Raw genomic sequence first — 19,362 nt, 5'->3', positions numbered from 1 at the left:
GATCTCCATGCCACTTAAACCTTTCCATGTGGATCTCCATATCCACACAGTTCTCTCTCCATGTGGCGAGCTGGAAATGGGTGCTCCAGACATCGTGCTGAAGGCCAGGAGAGAGGGGATAGAGATTATAGCTGTAACAGATCATAATTCTGCTTTGAATGTGCCTGCTGTGCTTAGGGCAGCACAAAGTAATCCTGTGGTTATTCCAGGTATAGAGGTCCAGACAATAGAAGATATTCATATCGTTACCCTCTTTAGAGATTATAAAACGGCGGAAACCTTTCAGAATTGGCTTTGGAAGCGTATGCCTTTTATCCACAATCGCCCCGAGATATTTGGAGATCAATTGGTTATTTCTGAGAAGAACGATATTCTTTACGAAGAAGAGATACTTTTAGTCCAAGGGGTTGGATATTCTGTAGATGAGGTAGCTCTTGAAGCGAAAAGACAGGGTGGCCTTGTTATTTTGGCTCACATTGATCGGCCTTCTTTTTCCTATCCTGCTGTTTTGGGACCAATTCCATCATCCTTTCCTGCCGATGCTCTTGAAATCTCCTGGCGATGTTTTCCTAATGAAATAGAGGCACTTCAGGCTCAGTATCCGGGAAGGACTTTTTTACGATCTTCCGATTCGCACTGGCTGAAGAGCCTCATAGCAGAGAATGGTTCCGTACTTCTTTTAGCAGAGGCTTCTTTTGATGAAATTGTGTTGGCCCTCGGCAAAAAAAAGGGGCGATGTGTTCTTGCCCCATGGCCTAATTAAGCAGTTTTATGGCGTCTTTTTAGTTCCTCTATTACGTCCCAAAAAGAAACATGGGCAGAAAGCAATCCTACCATGAGGTGGTAGATTAAATCTGCAGCTTCATAGATGACCTCTTCCGTATCTCCAGCGGCAATAGCCAACGCTGTTTCCACCCCTTCTTCTCCTACCTTTTGGGCGGTCCTTTTCTTCCCAGATTGAATGAGTTGAGCTGTATAGCTTTTGGAAGGGTCGTGATGTTGGCGTTCAGTTAAATAAAACCAAAGCTTCTCCAAAAAATGGGCTGTGTATTTATGAGGAGCAGAGTATATTGTATTTTCAAGTAAGGATCGGAAAAAACAAGTGCGTGCCCCTGTATGGCATGCAGGACCGGTTGGTTCCACTTCCGCCAGAATTGTATCGCCATCGCAGTCGAGACTAAGTTCTGCCACTCTCATCGTATTGCCGCTTGTTTCTCCTTTATGCCATAGTTTTTGTCTGGAGCGGCTCCAGAAATACATTTCTCCAGTCTTTTCCGTTTCTTCCAATGCCTGGCGATTGGCATAAGCCAGCATAAGAACTTCTTTGCTGAAACTATCTTGCACTATTACGGGTATAAGTCCCTGATCGTCAAAACATACTTTTGAAAAATCCATTTTTAATCCTCTTTCAGGCGAACTGAGGCATCATAAGCCTGTAGCCATTTTTTTAATTCTGGAATACGCACAGCCCCGAAGTGAAAGATGGAGGCTGCAAGAGCACCATCGCATCCAATCTGGAGTCCTTCGAGTATGTGTTCTTTCGTTCCGGCTCCACCTGAAGCTATGATGGGGACAGGAAGATTTTGTGCTGCTGAAGAAAGGAGAGGAATATCGTATCCTTTCATGGTTCCGTCACGATCCATAGACGTAAGTAGTATTTCGCAACACCCCATTTCTACTCCCTGTTTCATCCACTGAAAAGCATTAAGTCCCGTAGGGGTTTGCCCTCCATTTATGAAGACCTCCCAAAATCCTTTTTGGGTCTCTTTAACATCCGCTGCGAGTACAACCTTGCCCTCTCCTAGAAGATCAACGCAAAGACGAATAAGCTCTGGGGTTTGTACGGCAGCAGTATTGAGAGAAATTTTAGTGGCTCCAAGAGATATGAGTTCTTGGGCAATAAGAGGTGAGTCTATCCCACCTCCTACTGTGAAAGGAATAGATAGGTTGTTGGACACATCTTTCACCCATTCTTTTTGAGTACTGCGACCCTCCTGTGTGGCGGATATATCGAGGAAAACCAATTCATCAGCTTGTTCTTTCTCATAGTGTTGGGCCATTTCAGCAGGATTACCAGCATCTCTTAGGTTTACGAAGTTGATTCCTTTTACGACGCGTCCGTTTTTTACATCGAGACACGGAATAATGCGTTTTATTGACATAGAGCCACCTCATTTAAAATATCCTTTAGATGTATGATTCCATCATAAAGAGCTCGTCCTACTACAGCTCCTTCTAATCCCATGGCTTTGAGTTCTGCTATATCTACTAGAGAAGCGATACCCCCTGCAGCAATAAAAGAGAGGCCTGGAAATATTTGCTTAAGCTTGATGTAGAGATTTTTGTCCGGCCCCTCTGCTGTACCGTCTTTTTGCACAGCTGTTACGAGCATGGTGGTGTAGCCAATGTAATACATATAGTCCAGGAGATGGGCGGGAGAATACTGAAGAGTTGTTGTCCATCCTTTGACTGTTACTTTCCCTCTTTTAATGTCTATAGCTGGGATAATGAGGTCTCCCCAACTTTTGTAGAGCTGCTCTGCTATGTCTTTGTATTGACAAATGAGGCTCCCGACATAGAGGCGACTGGCACCGGCCTGAAAAGCTTCTTTTACGTCTTTGATAGTTCGAAGCCCACCTCCGTATTGAACAGAAAGCCCTAATTCCCGCATAGGCTTTATTATGTGTAAATGGGCAGGATGCCCCTCTTGGGCTCCTTCTAGATCTATAATATGAACCCACGATGCTCCAGCTTCTACAAAAGATTTGGCAGCAGTCAGAGGTGAGAGAGGATAATACACCGGTTGGCTAAAATCTCCCTGTCGAAGTCGAACAACCTTGTTTTTGTAAAGATCAATAGCGGGATAAATAATCATGAAAAACCTCTCCAATTTCTATAAAATATATTTGAGTGTCGATCATAATAGTATTCCTTTTGTGGATTGAAGACTGTCTGTAGATGTTACGGCGTCTTTCATTGCCCGCCCTATACCTTTAAAAAGAGCCTCCGTGCCATGATGACTATTATCTACAGCTAACAAACGTCCATGGATTGTCATGCGGCTTTCCCTGCAAAATGCCTTCCAAAATTCAGGAACTAACTCAAGATCAAAATCTCCACATGTGGCTGTAGGGAAAGTTCCATCCCAAAAGAATTGTCCCCGCCCACTAATGTCTACTGCTACAAGAGCAAGGGAGCCATCCATAGGCATAGCGCACCAGCCGTAACGATGTATAGTTTGTCCTTCCAGCTCTTTCAGAAAAGCCCTGCCGAGAAGAATTCCTATATCCTCCGTAAGATGGTGGGCATCTACTTCGAGGTCTCCAGTGGCTTTGATAATAGCCCCAATGTTGCTATGAAAGAGAAAAAGATGGATCATATGACGAAGGAAGCCGCAGGGTATATCTAGAGTCCACGTATCTCCTGGGATAGATATACATAGAGAAACGGATGTTTCTCTGCTTTGCCGCTCTAGTTCAGTGCTCATATGACGTTTCTCCTTTCGGTCTTGTTATGGTCTTAAGAAGAGCCATTGTTTGTTGCCACTTTAAAGAGACACTTTGCCGGCTTGCTATAAGCCGAAGAGAGACGGGTGCTATTTCCTTAAGTACTACTAGTTTATTGGCTTTAAGCGTGTCTCCTGTCTGAACAATGTCGAGAATACAGTCGCTCATGCCGAGAGTTGGCGCAAGTTCTATGGATCCGTGAAGGTGAATTATTTCTACCTGGACGCCCATTTCTGAAAAGTAAGAGTCAGCTATATGGGGATATTTTGTAGCAACTTTGAGCCACATTAGCTCTGATGGGTGTCCAGAAAAGAGAGCTCTTAATTTTTGAGGTCCGGCTATAACGATCCGACACTGTCCACGCCCTGTGTCTGCTAGTTCTACGTAATCCACAGTACATTCTCTGAGTACATCGCTTCCCGCAAGAGCAATATTAGCAACCCCGTGGCTTACATAAAGAGGAACATCTGAAGGTTTAGACAGTATGTAACGGAAATCCCCTTCTTGAACAACTAATTGACGTCCAGTTTCTCTCAATTTTGCTACTGGGAGCCCCATCTCTTCACAAAAATCTATAGCATTTCTCATGACGCGGCCTGTTGGTAAAGCTATTGTGAGCATGGTATCTCCCCCCTCTTCCATAGTGTAAGGGGCGTTTTTTTGTGTGTTTTCAGGTTCGTTACCTCTTCTGTTGCCAGATTGATCCACCATTCATAGCCTCTTTCTTTAGCTGAATCATAAGATTGCTTCTCATTATTATTCCAGCTTATTTCTCCTCTTATGCCACGTTTGAATATGGCTGAAGCACGCTTTAATGCAGACTCTGGCGGAAGAAGTGCGCTCCATATCATGGCGGAACGGGGCGTTGAGAAATGATGAGATAGAGTGGCTATTTCTTCCAGGTCAACGGCGAAGCCAATTGCTTGGCCCCCTAGCCCATATTCTGCAAGGAGCCCATCATAGCGACCGCCTCCACCTATCAGAGGACCAGATGGGCAGGCATAGATATGAAAGACTGGACCGCTATAATAATGAAGCTCTCGAATTAGACTCAGATCTAATGTAATTCTCTCGGCATATCCAAGATCATCAAGAGTGTGAAATATTTTCCGTAGAGGAGCCAAATGTTGCGACGAACCCATGAGACTGTCTCCTCTATTTAGAATGCCTTCCCCCCCTTTCAGATGGGGAAGATGTTTCAGAATGTTATAGCTATATTCTGGAATGTCATATGTAGAGAGAGCCTTTTCATACGCTACGAGATTCCCCTCCTGAAGGTATGTTGAAAGGCGCTCTGCCACCGTAGCCTTTACGTTGGTCAGAGCGTACTGAAGAAAGGTTACATCGCCAATAACAAGAACACTCTGATCAAGTCCTATCCCGTCGAGCCATTGCAATAAGAGCCAGAGTATCTCTATGTCGGCGCCCTCTCCCTCCCACCCCAAAAGCTCGGCGCCTATCTGGAAGCTTTCTATACGGTTCTCATGCCTTTCGGGTCTCTTAAAAATACGATCAGCATAACAAAGGCGTAAAGGTTGCTGTCCGGGGGCATAGTGAGAAGCGAAATAAGCGACTGCCGCTAAAGTTAAATCGGCTTTTAGGCAGCATGGTTCCCCGTAGGGTGTGTTGAGAGCAATAAGTCGACGACGAAAAGGGAGCGGAAGATGTGGCCAAGCCGATTCCAGAAGTTGTAGAACTGATGGCCAGAAAGGTTCATACCCAAAAGGAGCAAAGAGGTCCATAAAAACTTTTCTGCAGCGATCCATAGAAATAGCTACAGAGCCCCCTACATTGATACAGCCTCGTGGTAGACGATTCATGGACGGTTCCTCCGTAAAGCCATAGACAGACTATGGGCGGCGAGTCCCTCAATATGGGCCAGGTTCATGCCGTCTTCCGCTAAAAGTTCTGCCCCGTTCCTATCAATATGTAGTGAGGTCATGGGGCGTAAGAAGGTACCGGTCCAGAGCCCTCCTGCATAACGGGCCCTGTTGCTGGTTGGGAGAGTATGATTTGTCCCGGCAATATAGTCTCCAAAGGGAACAGGTGTCCAGTTTCCTAGAAAAGCAGCACCATAGGATGTGCATGCCCCTAAAACATTCTCTGGAGTATCTACACAAAGCTGAAGATGTTCGGGGGCGAGTTTATTACATTCGATAATAGCTTCTTTTAAAGAGCATACAGCGATGGTTCCATTTGTTTCCCAAGCCTGTTTTGCAATATTTGCCGTAGGAAGGGTTTCTAATAATTTATTCAATTTTTTAAGTGTTTGTATTGCGATATCTTCATCGGTACAGAGAAGAGTGCTAGTGGCCATAGGATCGTGTTCAGACTGAGCGGCAATATCGGCAGCTAGCCAGAGAGGGTGCGCTGTATTATCAGCAATAATAAGAACCTCACTTGGGCCAGCCAGTCCATCTATTCCTACAATGCCAGATAGAATTCGCTTAGCTTCAGTAACATAGGCATTTCCAGGGCCAACGATCATGTCGACTTTTTTGATAGGGCCTGCTCCTGTAGCCATAGCAGCAACACCATGAGCTCCACCAAGAGCCCATACTTCTTTTATGCCCAGCAAGGCGGCAGTAGCCGCAATTACTGGAGCCAGTTTTCCCTCTTTTGTAGGTGGGGAAAACAAGACCACTTCCTGGACCCCTGCTTCCTGAGCGGGAACAATACCCATAATAGCAGTGCTCGGGAGAGGGTATCGTCCAGCTGGGGTATATATGGCGGCCCGTCGGACTGGCAAAAAACGTAAGCTTGCCGTGACCCCTTTTTCGATTGGGCACAATATGGGTTGGAACATTTCTTTTTGTCGTTTATGAAAAATCCTCACATTTGTGATAGCTCGTTCCAGGGCGCTGCGAATAGAGGAGGGAAGAGAGGATAGGGCCTGGTTCGTTTCTTCTTGGGAGACGTAAAAAGACCCTTTATAATTATCGAAATCGCGGGCATATTCTTTCACAGCAGGCCAACCTTCCTCTTGCACCCGCATAACAATATTTTGTGTAACGTGCTGAAAGGTGTTGTTCCCATCGCAAGAAACTACTTGAGGTTGTTTTATATAGCGCATGTATGCCATCCTTTATCGTGATAAAATGATAATGTGATAATTAATTTGAATGGCATGTTATCATGATCTTCTATATCTGTAAAGTATCGACATGTAAAAAAAATAAGGATACAATTTAGTCACTTCTATGAGAGGGACGATGAAATGGCGAAAAAAGATGGTGGAGCACGATATGTATGTTCCAATTGCGGGAATGTAAGTCTTACATGGGTAGGACGGTGTTCTGCTTGTGGCATGTGGGGAACGTACGTTAAAGAGGAGATGGAGGGGCTAGGGAAGGGGAGTTCTCGTACGTCACCTGCAGCGGCAATGAATATTATTGACGTGCAACCGCCAGCCCGTATTCCTTCAGGAATTTTAGAGCTTGATCGTGTTCTAGGAGGAGGATGGGTGCCAGGAGGGGTGGCGCTTCTTGGCGGACAGCCGGGAATAGGTAAATCTACTTTGCTTTTGCAGGTGTGCGGAGCTATGGCTGACCAGGGGAAACGCGTGCTTTATATCTCAGGGGAGGAGTCTGCTTCTCAAGTGGCTCTTAGAGCCAAACGTCTTCATGCTGTGAATAAAAATGTGGATCTTTTTTGTGATAGTGATGTGGAAACGGCTCTTTCCCACATAGAAGACCATCAATTAATAGTACTTGATAGTGTACAGGCCATGAAAGATCCAGAAGAGTCTGGCTGGCCGGGCACACCCTCTCAGGTCCGAACTGTGGCGCAACGGTGCATAGATTGCGCTAAAGGAGTACATGTTCCTTTTGTGATGGTAGGGCATATTACGAAAGAAGGGCGTATTGCCGGTCCTATGTTATTGGAGCATATGGTAGATGTAGTTCTCCTTTTTTCTGGTGATGATGTGTCGGCGTATCGTATGCTTCGAGGAACAAAGAATAGATACGGGAATACCGATGAGCTTGGAATTTTTGAAATGACGGAGCAAGGCCTCGTGGCTGTAGATGACCCCAGCGGGTTGTATTGGAATAAGGCAGATGTTTCTGTGCCTGGAGTAGCGATGACGGTGGTTATGGAAGGATCAGTTCCTTTTGTGGCGGAAATTCAGGGATTGGCGAACGCTACGAGTTTCCCATACCCAAGACGAACGGCGAGGGGCATAGATATTAATAAGGTTCATCTTCTTGTAGCTGTGCTCGAAAGACGAGGTGGTATTCCCAGCAGTTCTTTTGATATATATATGAATGTAACTGGTGGTTTGGTTATAAAGGATCCCGGAGCTGATCTAGCAGTAGCAGTAGCATTGGCATCCTCTGTTTGTGACAGATCATTGCCAGCGGATTGTTGTTTTCTGGGTGAGGTTGGATTGGCAGGTGAAATTCGTCCCGTAGGTCGCATTGGAACAAGGTTGCGAGAGGCTGCGCGACTTGGATTTAAAAGAGCGATAGTAAGCGCACAGCAGAAGGGAGAATATCCTCACGAAATGGATATTTGTGCGGTGAGAACTTTGCGAGATGTTCTGAAGGAGGTTATGCCGTGAGACTCTGGAAGCAGTGGCAGTTGGCAAAGGGAGTTGGAACGTGGCTGCGGGCCTTGTTTTTGTTCGTTTTTATGACCACTGTTTTAAATGCTTCAACTGTCTCTGGCAGTATTGTTGTTATAGCTCCACTGGAAGGAACAGTAGGAATTTCCATGGAATCATATATGGGTCGTATTATGGAAGAATCACTGCAAAGTCAGGCCGAAGCGGTTGTTTTTACTCTTGATACGCCAGGTGGACTTGTCTCATCAATGAGAGCTATGACAGCTTCTCTTCTTGATGCTCCTCTTCCTGTAGTGATATGGGTTTCTCCTAAAGGGGCACGAGCTGCTTCGGCAGGGGCGTTCCTTTTAGAAGCTGCCCATATAGCAGCTATGGCGCCAGGGACTAATGTGGGGGCGGCTCATCCAGTAGTGGCTTCTGGCAAGGATGTTCCCGATGAAGAGATGAAGCGAAAAGTGACAAATGATTTAGCCGCTCATATGAGATCTTTAGCTCAAATGCGGAAGCGAAATTCCTCTATTGCTGAGAAAATGGTGACGGAAAGTCTCTCCTTTACGGCTCAAGAGGCTTTGAAGAGCAATATAATAGATGTCATTGCGAGTGACGAGGAAGAGTTATTACGCTTTATTGATGGACGTGCTGTGGTTGTTCAAGGGAGAGAGCGTTTGCTATCGGTCTCAGGAGCTACTATAGTAAAAATAGACATGACTCCCCGGGAAAAAATGCTTCAGTTCCTTTCTGACCCTAATGTGGCGTATATCCTTTTAACGGCAGGTATTTTTGCTATTGTTATGGAAGTTTTGACTCCGGGAGGATTTGTGTTGGGAACATCTGGAGCTGTAATGGCTCTTATGGGGGCTTATGGCCTTCGAATGCTTCCCTTTAATTGGGCAGGGCTTATTCTGCTACTAGCGGGAGTTATAGTGATTATTCTTGACCTTCTCGTAGGTGGGATCGGTATTTTGAGTTTGTTCGGAATGGCAGCTCTCGTGACGGGAGGGCTAATTCTTTTCCGTACTCCAGGGGGTGAGCTATTGAATGTATCGCGAAGCGTTATTGTGGGAATGACAGTAGCCATCTCTTTTTTATTCTGTGTTGCCGTAGTATATATTTGGAAATCTATGAGGAGACAACCCTATTCTGGCCAGGAAGGACTTGTTGGGTATAGGGCGGAAGTTCTTGAAGCATTGGAACCGGATGGATTGGTTAAGTGCCATGGGGAGCTTTGGAAGGCGCGAAGCGAATCTGGGGAAAGACTTTTGTCAGGTACGCCAGTTCGGGTTGTTGAAGTAGAGGGCTTGGTTCTTGTCGTGGCTGTAGAACGGGAAGAATCTGTTCTGAACGAAAGAGAGGGGAGTTAAATATGATGGATGGTCTTTTATATTTCCTTTTTAATCTAGGCAGCTCTTTTGGGTTTATCATTATTCTTCTTTTTTTCTTGGCATCGGCAATTAAGATAGTCCCAGAATTTCAGCGAGTTGTCGTCTTTCGTCTTGGGAGACTAGCGGGGGCAAAAGGGCCAGGTTTGGTTATAGTGATACCATTTGTCGATAAGATTATAAGAGTAGACCTTCGAGTGGTCACTCTTGATGTTCCAGTACAGGAAGTTATTACTCGAGATAATGTCCCTATCAAGGTGAATGCAGTTGTCTACTTCAGGGTTATGGATCCAACTAACTCTGTTATTGAAGTGGAAAATTACATGCTGGCTACGAGCCTTTTGTCTCAGACCACTCTTCGCTCGGTAATTGGTGCTGCGGAACTAGATGAGGTTCTTTCGTCCAGAGAGAAGATCAATAGCGCTCTCCAGAAAATTATTGATGAGAGGACAGATCCGTGGGGAATCAAAGTAAGCGCTGTGGAAGTGAAAGAACTTGAATTGCCTGAGGCCATGAAACGAGCGATGGCGAAACAAGCAGAAGCAGAGCGAGAGCGGCGGTCAAAGATTATTAATGCGGAGGGAGAATTGCAGGCAGCTACAACTTTGAGCGAAGCTGCTCGCCAGATGGAGGTCTCTCCCATAACATTACAACTCCGTTATTTGCAAACATTGAAAGAAATTGCCAGCGAGAAGAATTCTACGACGTTTTTCCCGCTCCCTATGGATTTGATAAAACCGTTCCTTAGACGTGCAAAAGAGGAAGATCCTTCGTAAGAATTTTTGCACATTTTAAGTCTGAGGGATATAATCCCTAAATACGATTTCATGTATTGAGTGCAAGGAGGCAGATGCATGGCTTACGATTTCCATTCTATTGAGCAAAAATGGCAAAAAATATGGGAGGAAGAAGGAACGTTTAACGTAGAAAACGATCCTTCCAAAAAGAAGTTTTATTGTCTTGAGATGTTCCCTTACCCTAGCGGTGCTCTTCATATGGGGCACCTCCGCAATTATTCCATTGGTGATATGATGGCTCGATTCCTATGGAAGAAAGGGTACAATGTTTTACATCCTATGGGGTTTGATGCCTTCGGCCTCCCTGCAGAAAACGCAGCCCTAAAATATGGCCTTCCACCGTATACGTGGACGAAGAACAATATTGAACACATGATCGATCAGTTGAAACGGATGGGCTGTAGCTACGACTGGCGACGATGTGTAGAGACATGTGAACCTGATTATTATCGCTGGACGCAATGGATTTTCCTTCAGCTTTTTAAGAAGGGGTTGGCGTACCGGAAGAAGGCGCCGGTAAATTGGTGTAACAAATGTAATACAGTGTTGGCGAATGAGCAGGTAGATAGCGAAGGACACTGTTGGCGTTGTAATACGAAAGTCGTGAAGAAAAATCTTGAGCAGTGGTTTTTCCGCATTACAGATTATGCGCAGGAACTTCTTGACGATCTGGACCATCTTCCTGGCTGGCCGGAACGAGTGCGTCTAATGCAGAAAAATTGGATTGGGCGTTCAGAGGGAGCTCGTCTTACTTTCCATGCGAAAGGACTTGACCAGCAAATCGAGACCTTTACTACTCGATTTGACACGATTTTTGGCGTTACGTTCCTGGCGTTGGCTCCTGAACATCCTCTTGTAGAAACTATTATAGAGAAAGCGTCTAATGGATCTGAGATTAGGGCTTTTGTAGACGAGTGTATTAGCCAGAGCGAAATAGACCGAACGGCTGTAGGTGGAGAGAAGAAGGGAATTTTTACAGGTTTCTATGCCACTAATCCGGTAACTGGCAAAGAAGCTCCCTTGTGGATTGCGAACTATATTTTGATGGATTACGGTACGGGAGCAATTATGGGAGTTCCGGCCCATGATCAGCGAGACTTCGAGTTCGCCAGAAAGTATAATATTCCAGTGACAGTCGTTATTCAGCCCTCTGATGGAGAGAAGCTAGACGGGGAAACAATGAAAGAGGCTTTCGAAGAGGACGGATTATCTTTTAACTCTGGCGAGTTTAGTGGCTTGCCTACTCAAGAAGCTATTGTTCGTATGCTCGACTGGGGCGAGGAGAAGAAGTTCTGCAAACGCGAGGTGAACTTCCGTATTCGAGATTGGCTTATCTCCCGTCAACGTTATTGGGGTGCTCCTATTCCTGTGGTGTATTGCGATCATTGTGGAGTTGTTCCTGTGCCGGAAAAAGACCTTCCAGTCTTGCTGCCTACAGATCTGACGGTTAAAGAAGGCGGTCAGTCTCCTTTGGTAGAAGCCGACGAGTGGCGTAATACGGTTTGCCCTATATGCGGAGGCCCTGCTCGTCGTGAGGTAGATACCATGGATACTTTTATATGTTCTTCATGGTATCAGCTTCGTTATACTGACCCATGGAATGATAAGAAACCCTTTTCTCGGGAAGCCGCTGATTATTGGTTGCCAGTGGATCAATATATTGGTGGTATAGAGCATGCCTGTATGCACCTCATCTATTCTCGATTCTTTATGAAGGTTTTTGCCGATCTTGGTTTGTGCACGGCACGGGAACCTTTTACCAACCTTCTTACTCAAGGGATGGTCATTAAAGATGGGGCAAAAATGTCGAAATCCATAGGGAATGTTGTAGATCCTGATGAAATTATTAAAAAATACGGTTCTGATACGGCTCGGCTCTTTATTCTCTTTGCGGCTCCTCCTGGAAATGATCTGGAGTGGTCTGAGCAAGGTGTAGAAGGAAACCACCGATTCCTCAACAGAGTTTGGCGTTATGTAGAAGAAAACCTCGAAGGGTTAAAAAATGCTTCTAAAGAGCCAGTGGCTATGGAGAGTTTAACCCAGCAGGATCGTCGCGATTTCAAAAGGAAAATTCATACGACTATTGCTGGTGTAACGCGAGACATAGAAGAGGAACGACAGTTTAATACAGCTGTTGCTCGGCTCATGGAACTTTTAAATACTACTTCGTCATGTAAACCAGAAGACGCTAAAGATTGGGCTCTTATCAGAGAAGGAGTAGAGGCATTGCTGGCTTGCCTTAACCCTTTCTGCCCTCATATTAGTGAAGAACTCTGGCAGCTTGTCGGCAATGATGTGCAGCTGTCCATGCTCCCCTGGCCCCAAGCTGATCCTTCTGCCCTTGTTCTGGATTCAGTCACCATAGTAGTCCAGATAAATGGCAAAGTTCGCCATAGATTAGATTTGCCTGCTGGCCTTTCAAAAGAAGAATTGCAAAACAAGGTTATGGGCGAAGAGGCGGTACGAAGTCGAATAGAGGGAAAGGGCGTAGTGAAGATTATTGTTGTTCCAGATAAGCTTGTTAATGTGGTGGTGAAGGGCTAGTGCCCCATATAGTGATAATTAGCGCCTCTGAGGCTTCTCAGAGGCGCCTTCTTTCCGAAACAATAGAAAGGTATCAAAAAAAAGGATTCATGCTTTCTGGCAGAAAAGAAGGAGGCTTTTGGCAAGATGTCCTAGCCGTAGGACAAAATCAAAGCCTTTTTGTTGATCGACAACTGCTGGTCGTAGAGTCTGCTGAGGATCTGGGTCCCCTCCCTAAAGAAATGGTCCCTTTCTTTCAAGGAGATGAGTCATCGACAGTTCTTCTTGTTTACGAAGGGAGCCCTTCTAAATATATTCCTCGAGAGGCTCTTCGATATGCCGCTGTTTTGAAAGCAGATGAAATTCCATTCTGGCCGTCAGCTCGGTTGAACTGGCTTTTGGGGCTTTGTAAGAATGAGGGAATAAAAATAGATCGTGAAGCTGCTTCTTTATTGGTGGAATGGATCGAAGACGGAGAAGAGCTTCGCAGCGAAATAATGAAACTTGGCTTTTTTGCGAAGGGACAGGTTATATCGTCAGAGATTGTCAAAGCTCTTTCTTTCGATGAGGGGCGTAATAGCCTTCTTCGTCTCCTTGATGGATTATGTCAGGGGGATAGAGAAGAGATACTAAAAGCCTTTCCCCACCTGAGAGAAAGTATGCCTTTTTTACCTTTAGTGGCAGCCATTTACAACCGATTTCGGCCTGTACTTTATCAAGCCTTTTTCCCATCTTTACCAGAGAAGCAGCTCACGAGCTTTTTGAGCATTCGAAATTACGCGTGGAAAATGGCAGCCGAGGCGAAAAAAAATTATTCTAAAGAAGATCTTTCCAGATTTTTGGTGGGACTAATAGCTTTTTCTTATGGGGAAAAAACAGGGTTAGGTAAAGGATGGTTGGGCTTGGAGACATCCGTATTAAGGCTTTTGTCTCAAAAGAGGACCTCTCATAAAAAAAGCTGAGTCTAGGACGTTGATCCCTTACTCAGCTAAAAAACAAAATTTTTATGGGTGGAAGCCTCTTATTCCTGGCTGACTTCAACAACTTCTCCGGCGAGAGTTTTAACCTTGTTGGTTAAAAGCGATTTCCGGCGGGCGCCTGTATTTCGATGCATAACGCCCTTCACTATAGCCTTATCAATAACACTCTGGGCTTCCTGAAGTCGTTTTTCGGCCAGCTCAGTGTCCTGATTATCAACAGCTTCAAGAACCTTCTTGACTGCGGTTTTGCAGCGGCTCGACCAATAACGATTGTAAAGCCGGTTCTTTTCGCTGGTTCTCATCCTTTTTTCTGCGGACTTCTTGTTGGGCATTTCCTTCACCTCCTCCCCATAAAACGCACCACATTTTAACACGCTCTTTGATATATTAGCAATAGACTTGTGGTTTCGCCATAGAGAAGAGAGGTTATTCCGATGATTATAGAGAGCCCTATGAATCAGATATTTGCTCCAGGAGGGGTCTTGGAGAAGCATTTTGATAATTATGAATATAGGGAACCGCAATTATTATTAGCCCAAAAAGTCTGGGAAGTATTGGAATCAAGAGAAGAAAGCATTGTAGCGGCAGAGGCTCCTACTGGGGTAGGAAAAACATTTGCACTTCTTATCCCAGCTCTTTTAGCGGCTATCCCTGCTGAGGAGAAGATTTTGGTTCTCACTGCTGGAATTACCTTGCAAGAACAGCTGATTCGAAAAGACCTACCTCGTTTAGGGGAAGTGTTAGGTCTTCATTTTTCTTATGGGCTTCTCAAAGGGAGAAACAATTATGTGTGTCTTCGCCGGGCGTTAGAGATGGAGCATGAAGGGTTCCTTTCTTTTGGAGATAGTGGTGCGGCTTCTATGTACCTTTCCGAGTGGTTACAGAGAACGGAGACTGGCGATCTTTCAGAGCTCAAGCTCCCCTCAGACTCTCCCATTTTCCCCAGGGTATCAGCCCAGATGAGAGGGTGCCTAGGCCATCGATGTCCTTATAGAGAACAGTGTTTTGTCCAAAAGGCTCTTAAAAAGGCCCAAGACTGGAATGTTGTTGTTTCTAATTATCATATGTACTTTGCGTATGTTCTTGGAGCGGGAAAGGCTTTCCCAGTAGATTTCCACATTTTAATCTGTGATGAAGCTCATCGTATGGTAGATGCTGCCCGATCTGTAACTTCTGTAAGTGTTGCTTGGGAAGATCTGGTTCGTTTATTGCGGAGCAAGGGAGCATCGATAGCGGAATCTTATTTACAAACGAGAGAAGAGAATGTAATAACTTTACGAGATCAACTCTCATTAGCCAGAGAGGAGGGGAATCGTCTTTTTGAACTATTGGAAGTGTCAACTCCAGATGGCGTGTTAATCCCCTCTAAAAATGACGAGCTTTTTCGTAGTGGGCAACTCGTGGTTTCCCATATAGAAGAGGCTTTGAAAATCTTAGATCAGGTGGACGAGTTTAGAGCCGATGAGGGGTTTAATAGAGATGAAGATCAGTTGGCTATAGCTCTAGCTTGGGTAGAAGAGTTGAGGCTTTTTTCTGATTCTCTTCTTTGGTGCTTGGCTGTTGAGCACTTCCCTGAGTGGGCATACTGGCGTGAAAAACGGATACTCGTAAGTGAGCCGACAGTTTGTTCTGCTAGTGTTTCTGAAGGCCTTCATTCTCAAAACCCGAAAAAAATATTTGCTGTGTCTGCAACGATGACAGTGGGTGGCTCTTTTGAATTCTGGCAGAGAGAAACAGGCATAGAACCAACTGAAACGTGTGTTCTGAATTCTCCTTTCGATTTGCCCCATCAAATGGAAGTTTTGATTGTAGATTTAGGGCTTCGAGTGATTGATGAAGGATATGATGAACGTGTGTGTCGTGTGGTGGAGCATCTTTGTGACGAGAACAGAGGGAGCTCTCTTGTCCTTTTAAGCTCTATGCGTCTCGTCAAAAAAGTAGGGGAGTGGATGAAGCGAATTAAAAGAGACTATGATGTGTTTGTCCAGAACGATTTGCCTCGTACAGAACTATTGGAACGTTTTAGGGAAGATGTCTCCAGTGTTCTTGTCGGCAGCGTTTCTTTTAGAGAAGGGGTTGATGTTCCGGGAGAAGGGTTAACGCAAGTCATTATCGATCGCATTCCATTCCCCCATCCCAAAGATCCCATAATACAGGCCAGGAACGAATTAGAGGGGAAAAAAGCATTTCTTTCTGTAACTCTTCCTCAAGCTCGTATGCTCCTTCGCCAAGCTATAGGTCGTCTCATTCGTTCCAGTCATGATCGTGGCAGAGCCGTTATTCTCGATGGCCGTGTAATAGATAGGCAGAGCTGGCATATACGTAGAGATTTGCCACCAGTACCTATAAGACGATTATCTGTTAAAACCAATTCTGTTGCTCATGGGAAAACGGTGTGATATAGTATCAAAGCTGATTGATTTTCAGTCTTTTTGCGTCTGTGTGTGACTTTGTTTCTGGGAGGTGTAGTCGTGAATAAAGGTACTTTTCAGCCCCATAATAGACCGCGAAAGAGAAAAATGGGTTTCCTTGCCCGTTCCAGCTCTCCCAGCGGATTGAGAATTCTTCGCAACCGGAGACGCAAGGGGCGTAAACGCCTGACTGTGTAGCTTTGAAACTCGGGTATTCACGCTCTGTGCGACTCAAAAAGGGTTGGGAATATGATCATGTTTTCCGCACCGGCAGTCGCTCCAAAGGCGAGCTGGTGCGGTTGCTGTTTGTTCAGGCGCCAGATAGCTGTACCAGAGTCGGTTTTGCAGTGGGGAAGCGTCAAGGGAAAGCGCATGTTCGCAACAGGGGGAGACGTATTTTAAGGGAAGGAGTCCGTCGGCTTCTCCCTTGGATGAAAGGGCCATATTGGTATGTTTTCTCTCTTCGTACAGCAGGGCTTTCTGCAGGAAGCCGAGAAGTATATTATGATATGGCCAAGTTGTTGAAAGGGTTAGGGCTTCTTAACGATGTATGGCCAGGAGAAAAGTGGGATCTTGAGAAGGATCGAAGTGATAATTGAATGAAAATAGGAACGCAATGTGCTGTAGCGGCGATTCGTTTCTATCAAAAATGTATCTCTCCTATGTTGGGCAAAAATTGCCGATTTTATCCTACTTGCTCTCAATATACTCTTGAGGCCATAGAGAAATATGGGGTATTGACAGGTATACGTCTCGGGGTGATTCGTATTTTAAAATGCGGTCCTTGGCACCCTGGAGGATATGATCCTGTGCCTAATAACCCTAAATTGCATAATTCTGATTGAGGATGGTGAATAGAGTGGGTGCTCTCTGGAAAGCAGCAGGGGATTTTATGCTTCTTATCTTGGAAACACTTCATAATTTGACAGGATCGTGGGGTCTGGCTATTATTTTGCTGACTCTAGCTGTGAGGGTTTTGCTTCACCCTCTAACGCATAAACAGATGGTAAGCATGCAGAAAATGCAGGTGCTGCAACCCCGTATGAAAATGCTGCAAGAGAAATATAAGGATGACAAGGAGACTCTTAACAGAGAGATTATGAATTTGTACAAGGAAAATAAGGTGAATCCAGCTGCTGGATGTTTACCTCTTCTCGTACAACTTCCGATCTTGATCCTTCTTTTCCGGTTGCTTATGAATTACAATTTTGGCAGTGAACCTTTTTTAGGATTTATCAGCCTTGAAGGGTCGGTTTTAACGACCTTGGCAAAGGCGGTATCTCTTTCTGCTGAAACGAAAATTGGAGCCATGACTGTCCTCTCTGGAATCCTTTCAAATCCTGCTGGATTGGTACATGTTTCTGTATATGGCGGCAACCTTCTTCTCCTTGTGGTGGTGGGATTTCTTACGTGGGCTCAGCAACAACTGAGTTCTTCTGGGAATCCGCAAGCGGCAATGATGAGCTGGTTTATGCCTCTTTTCCTGACCTTCATTTGTCTTAGTTTGCCGGGAGGCGTTTTGCTTTATTGGGGGGTTTCTTCTTTTCTGGGAGTTGCTCAGCAGTGGTGGATTACCAAAAAAACTGCTGTGGAGTTACAGAATAAGCCCGTACTTCATAAAAATAGACCCTCTGGAAAAGGAGAAGAGTAGCATATCCTGCACAGGGTTTTGTGTTGAGGGAGGACTATCAATGACAGAGCAGGACAAAATGGTGTTCGAAGTAAGTTCTGTTGAAGAAGCTAAAAAACAGGCTGCGGCTCGGTTTGGTTTGAACCCTGACGATTTCTTTGTCAAAATTATAGAAGAGGAAAAAAGCTTTTTTGGTTTGCTGGGAAGAAAACTTCGAGTAGAAGTATGGCCAATAGCCCCTCTTTGTGTTTTGAAAGGGGAAGAGGTGGCCACAGATCTTTTATCTTTCATGAATTTGTCTGTTACAGTAGACGGTTCCGAAGAAGGAGTTTTGAATCTTTCTGGAGAAGATGCAGGTATTGTTATTGGCAAATACGGAGAGACATTGAAAGCCATGGAATATTTGCTGAACCTAATGCTTCGTGATGAAAATAGAGAGGGGCGTCTCCATCTAGATAGCGATGGGTACCGTGATAGAAGAGAGGCAAGTCTTCAACGTTTAGCTCTTGCTGCTGCCAGAAAGGCTATACGAAGAGGGAAACCTGCCTATCTTGAGCCTATGACGAGTTGGGAGCGACGGATTATCCATTTGGCACTGAAGGATAGAGAAGATGTAACCACTCGATCTGTGGGGGAAGAGCCGTCTCGAAAAGTTATAATTTGCCCTACGCTATCCCAGCGAGGAAAGCGACGCTATTAAAAGATGCATCAGGTCTTGTTCCATCTTGGTTCTTTTACGGTCTACAGCTATTATATGCTGTGGACCGTTGCTTTATTTGTAGGTTTTTTATGGACATACTCTCGTTCAGTGATTCGCTATGGGCTGCTTCCACATGATGTAATATTTTTATTGTCAGGAGCAGGTTTAGGTATTATAGCGGGAATGAGCGTCAGTATATATCTTAAGCATCCTGGCATTATTTGGGAAAATCCCCTGCGCTTGTTTTATTTTGGAGAGGGAGGTCTTTCTTCCTTCCATGCTTTTATAGGAGGAGTTTTGGGCACCCTTATCATTTTATGGGTACGGAAGATCCCATTATGGCGAGTTACAGAGGCTTCTGCTTTGCCTGCTTCCGTAGTTCTTGCTATAGGAAGATGGGGGTGCTTTTTGAACGGATGTTGCGCCGGAGTGGAGACTTCTTTTCCTTGGGGGATACGTTTTCCCATTGACCCAAATCGGCTTCTTCGTCATCCTACAGAGCTTTATTATGCTTTTAGTGCCCTTGCAATACTCTGGATTCTTCAAGAAGTAGAGGGACGAATAGGTGCATTAGAAAGAAAACATCACCAAGCGATTCTTTGGCCTCTTTTTTGCTTTTTATATGGTTGTTCCCGCTTCCTTATCGATCCTTTGCGTATCGATTGGTTTGCCCAAAGGCGTTCATTTTTTATGAGCAGTTCCTTTCTTGTAATCACAGGTGCAGTATGGGGTGTCTTTTCCATTGTTCAAATGCGTCGACCATAGTTTTAGTAGCAGCGCCGAGACCAGGAAAGTTCATTATTATGAGATAGGTAAAACCTACGATGCCTTTTCCTTTAATCCTTATACAATAAGAGTGTAATGAACAAGAG

General features: G+C 45.0%; 21 protein-coding genes. 13 read left to right on the top strand and 8 right to left on the bottom strand.

The genetic code is table 11. The features are described 5' to 3' along the window. Window positions 1-7 precede the first annotated feature (7 nt). On the top strand, window positions 8-763 hold the full coding sequence (locus tag B4J50_RS00460; RefSeq protein WP_286846357.1) for a PHP domain-containing protein: 756 nt from the start codon (window positions 8-10) through the stop codon (window positions 761-763). Here B4J50_RS00460 and hisIE read toward each other — a convergent pair. Genes hisIE through hisD form a run of 7 tightly spaced genes read right to left on the bottom strand, consistent with a single transcriptional unit; the run spans window position 760 to window position 6,579 of the window. Next, on the bottom strand, window positions 760-1,395 hold the full coding sequence (hisIE, locus tag B4J50_RS00455; protein ID WP_286846356.1) for a bifunctional phosphoribosyl-AMP cyclohydrolase/phosphoribosyl-ATP diphosphatase HisIE: 636 nt from the start codon (window positions 1,393-1,395) through the stop codon (window positions 760-762). The genes B4J50_RS00460 and hisIE overlap by 4 nt on opposite strands. Before the next feature lie 2 nt (window positions 1,396-1,397). After that, window positions 1,398-2,162 (bottom strand): imidazole glycerol phosphate synthase subunit HisF, encoded by a 765-nt coding sequence (gene hisF, locus B4J50_RS00450; protein WP_286846354.1) that lies wholly within the window; start codon window positions 2,160-2,162, stop codon window positions 1,398-1,400. Then, entirely contained in the window at window positions 2,153-2,875 is a 723-nt protein-coding gene (locus tag B4J50_RS00445; RefSeq protein ID WP_286846353.1) for a 1-(5-phosphoribosyl)-5-[(5-phosphoribosylamino)methylideneamino] imidazole-4-carboxamide isomerase, read from the bottom strand. The genes hisF and B4J50_RS00445 overlap by 10 nt, the downstream gene beginning before the upstream one ends. Before the next feature lie 42 nt (window positions 2,876-2,917). Next, window positions 2,918-3,487: an imidazoleglycerol-phosphate dehydratase gene (locus tag B4J50_RS00440; protein ID WP_286846352.1), complete on the bottom strand. Its 570-nt coding sequence runs from the start codon at window positions 3,485-3,487 to the stop codon at window positions 2,918-2,920. Further along, a complete protein-coding gene (hisG, locus tag B4J50_RS00435) occupies window positions 3,477-4,127 on the bottom strand; it encodes an ATP phosphoribosyltransferase (RefSeq protein ID WP_286846351.1) in 651 nt (216 codons plus the stop codon). The genes B4J50_RS00440 and hisG overlap by 11 nt, the downstream gene beginning before the upstream one ends. After that, complete coding sequence (locus B4J50_RS00430; RefSeq protein WP_286846350.1) at window positions 4,115-5,326, bottom strand: ATP phosphoribosyltransferase regulatory subunit; 1,212 nt, start codon at window positions 5,324-5,326, stop codon at window positions 4,115-4,117. Before B4J50_RS00430 ends, hisG begins: the two co-directional genes overlap by 13 nt. After that, window positions 5,323-6,579: a histidinol dehydrogenase gene (gene hisD, locus B4J50_RS00425; protein WP_024822496.1), complete on the bottom strand. Its 1,257-nt coding sequence runs from the start codon at window positions 6,577-6,579 to the stop codon at window positions 5,323-5,325. The genes B4J50_RS00430 and hisD overlap by 4 nt, the downstream gene beginning before the upstream one ends. 144 nt (window positions 6,580-6,723) lie before the next feature. On the opposite strand from hisD, the gene radA reads away from it, so the two are divergent. The 5 genes from radA (at window position 6,724) to holA (ending at window position 13,731) form a co-directional block, all read left to right on the top strand. Further along, window positions 6,724-8,067, top strand: coding sequence for a DNA repair protein RadA (gene radA, locus B4J50_RS00420; protein WP_024822495.1), 1,344 nt, complete (start codon window positions 6,724-6,726; stop codon window positions 8,065-8,067). After that, entirely contained in the window at window positions 8,064-9,431 is a 1,368-nt protein-coding gene (locus B4J50_RS00415) for an NfeD family protein (RefSeq protein ID WP_286846347.1), read from the top strand. Before radA ends, B4J50_RS00415 begins: the two co-directional genes overlap by 4 nt. Before the next feature lie 2 nt (window positions 9,432-9,433). Continuing rightward, a complete protein-coding gene (locus B4J50_RS00410; RefSeq protein ID WP_286846346.1) occupies window positions 9,434-10,225 on the top strand; it encodes a slipin family protein in 792 nt (263 codons plus the stop codon). 78 nt (window positions 10,226-10,303) lie between these two features. Further along, a complete protein-coding gene (gene leuS, locus B4J50_RS00405) occupies window positions 10,304-12,790 on the top strand; it encodes a leucine--tRNA ligase (RefSeq protein WP_286846345.1) in 2,487 nt (828 codons plus the stop codon). Window positions 12,791-12,879: 89 nt separating this feature from the next. Then, a complete protein-coding gene (holA, locus tag B4J50_RS00400) occupies window positions 12,880-13,731 on the top strand; it encodes a DNA polymerase III subunit delta (protein ID WP_286953869.1) in 852 nt (283 codons plus the stop codon). A 59-nt stretch (window positions 13,732-13,790) separates the two neighbouring features. On the opposite strand, the gene rpsT is transcribed toward holA, so the two are convergent. Continuing rightward, a complete protein-coding gene (rpsT, locus tag B4J50_RS00395) occupies window positions 13,791-14,081 on the bottom strand; it encodes a 30S ribosomal protein S20 (RefSeq protein ID WP_286846342.1) in 291 nt (96 codons plus the stop codon). Window positions 14,082-14,183: 102 nt separating this feature from the next. On the opposite strand from rpsT, the gene B4J50_RS00390 reads away from it, so the two are divergent. From B4J50_RS00390 to B4J50_RS00360, 7 genes are read left to right on the top strand one after another with little or no spacing between them, the layout of a single operon-like run. Further along, a complete protein-coding gene (locus tag B4J50_RS00390; protein ID WP_286846340.1) occupies window positions 14,184-16,148 on the top strand; it encodes an ATP-dependent DNA helicase in 1,965 nt (654 codons plus the stop codon). A gap of 45 nt (window positions 16,149-16,193) precedes the next feature. Further along, entirely contained in the window at window positions 16,194-16,358 is a 165-nt protein-coding gene (gene rpmH / locus B4J50_RS00385) for a 50S ribosomal protein L34 (protein ID WP_414630720.1), read from the top strand. Between the two features lie 26 nt (window positions 16,359-16,384). Beyond that, on the top strand, window positions 16,385-16,759 hold the full coding sequence (locus B4J50_RS00380) for a ribonuclease P protein component (protein ID WP_286846338.1): 375 nt from the start codon (window positions 16,385-16,387) through the stop codon (window positions 16,757-16,759). Beyond that, window positions 16,760-17,005, top strand: coding sequence for a membrane protein insertion efficiency factor YidD (yidD, locus tag B4J50_RS00375; protein ID WP_286846337.1), 246 nt, complete (start codon window positions 16,760-16,762; stop codon window positions 17,003-17,005). Window positions 17,006-17,019: 14 nt separating this feature from the next. Beyond that, the gene (locus tag B4J50_RS00370; protein ID WP_286846336.1) at window positions 17,020-17,811 is read left to right on the top strand and encodes a YidC/Oxa1 family membrane protein insertase; all 792 of its coding nucleotides are present in this window, start codon (window positions 17,020-17,022) and stop codon (window positions 17,809-17,811) included. A 40-nt stretch (window positions 17,812-17,851) separates the two neighbouring features. Beyond that, window positions 17,852-18,490 carry an RNA-binding cell elongation regulator Jag/EloR gene (jag, locus tag B4J50_RS00365; RefSeq protein WP_286846334.1) on the top strand — a complete coding sequence of 213 codons (639 nt, stop codon included), beginning with the start codon at window positions 17,852-17,854 and terminating at the stop codon, window positions 18,488-18,490. A gap of 3 nt (window positions 18,491-18,493) precedes the next feature. Beyond that, window positions 18,494-19,255 carry a prolipoprotein diacylglyceryl transferase gene (locus B4J50_RS00360; protein ID WP_286846332.1) on the top strand — a complete coding sequence of 254 codons (762 nt, stop codon included), beginning with the start codon at window positions 18,494-18,496 and terminating at the stop codon, window positions 19,253-19,255. The last annotated feature ends 107 nt before the right edge of the window (window positions 19,256-19,362 follow it).

Source organism: Aminobacterium sp. UBA4908 (genome assembly GCF_002398115.1).
Lineage (GTDB): Bacteria > Synergistota > Synergistia > Synergistales > Aminobacteriaceae > Aminobacterium > Aminobacterium mobile.
The sequence above is the reverse complement of the archived record's forward strand: the minus strand, read 5'-3'. Positions and strand labels throughout refer to the sequence as shown.